Below are 1,060 nucleotides of genomic sequence, written 5' to 3' on the forward strand. Positions count from 1 at the left end.
GGCGGCGTGCAAGGGCCTGGCCATCGGCAAGTTCTGCGGCATGAAGCACCAGCATTGATCGCGATTCGATCCGTCGCATGCGCCCCTGCCCGGCGGGGCGCTGCGACAATCGCACCGGCCGGGCAGGGCGCCCGGCCGCCGTTCGCCGCCTTTTTGAGGACCCCCGCATGAAAGCCATCCCCCTCGCATTCGCCTGCCTGCTGGCCTGCGGCGTGGCCGGCGCGCAGGCGCCGGACGGTGCCGGCGCGGCGCTGTCGTCCCCGCTGGGCGGCGGTGGGCTGCCCCCGGGCAACGGCGCGGGCTACCACAGCCCGCAAAGCCCGATCAAGCCGCTGCCCACGCGCAGCGACGTGGTCCCCTGGTCCACGCTGACCAACCTGCAAAAGAAAACCCTCAAGACCCGCATCGAGCCGGTCTTCAACCCCGAGCAGAAGGCGCTGAACCAAACCGTGCAGCGCGTGCAGGGCTTCATGGTGCCCATGACGGCCAAGCCGCAACAGCGGCACTTTTTGCTCACCTCGGTGCCGCTCACCTGCGCCTTCTGCATTCCCGGCGGGCCGGAGAGCATGGTCGAGGTGAAGGCCTCGTCCCCCGTCACGTATTCGCTCGAACCCGTGGTGGTCGAGGGCCGCTTCGAGACGCTGCGCAACGACGAGTACGGCCTGTTCTACCGCATGGTCGACGCCAGGCCCGTCCCGTGATGCGAGCGCTTCGCTGACACAGCGCCCCGACCCGCCGCCCCCACCTTCCCCATGACACCCGCGCGCCCGCAGACACTGCCGCACCGCCGACGCATCGCCGTCTGGTGGATCGCGTTCGCGCTGCTGCTGGCGCCGTTGCTCGGCCGCATGCACCAGGTGGTGCACGGCGGGGCGCCGGGCCTCGCCTCGGCCTCCGTCTCCTGGCCGGCGGGCGTGGCGCACCATGCCACGGCACCCATGGCGCCCGATGCGCGGCCAGGGCAGGGCGGCGACGCACTCCACGCGTTGTTCGCCGGCCACCATGGCGCCGACTGCCAGTTGCTGGACCAGCTGCTGCTCGGCGGCGCGCTGCTGGCGGC

2 protein-coding genes are annotated in these 1,060 nt (G+C 71.8%); both read left to right on the forward strand.

Annotated features, from left to right (window positions below):
* Positions 1–167: 167 nt before the first annotated feature.
* On the forward strand, positions 168–701 hold the full coding sequence (locus AC27IO_RS24700) for a DUF3299 domain-containing protein (RefSeq protein ID WP_284413182.1): 534 nt from the start codon (positions 168–170) through the stop codon (positions 699–701).
* A 51-nt stretch (positions 702–752) separates the two neighbouring features.
* Positions 753–1,060 (forward strand): hypothetical protein (locus tag AC27IO_RS24705; protein ID WP_498741278.1); only part of this gene is annotated, 308 nt, incomplete at its 3' end.

It is taken from the genome of Acidovorax sp. KNOB132 (assembly GCF_057541515.1).

Bases quoted from the DNA above. Each gene is read 5' to 3' on its own strand.
- AC27IO_RS24700 (WP_284413182.1), top strand. From the start codon at position 168: ATGAAAGCCATCCCCCTCGCATTCGCCTGCCTGCTGGCCTGCGGCGTG.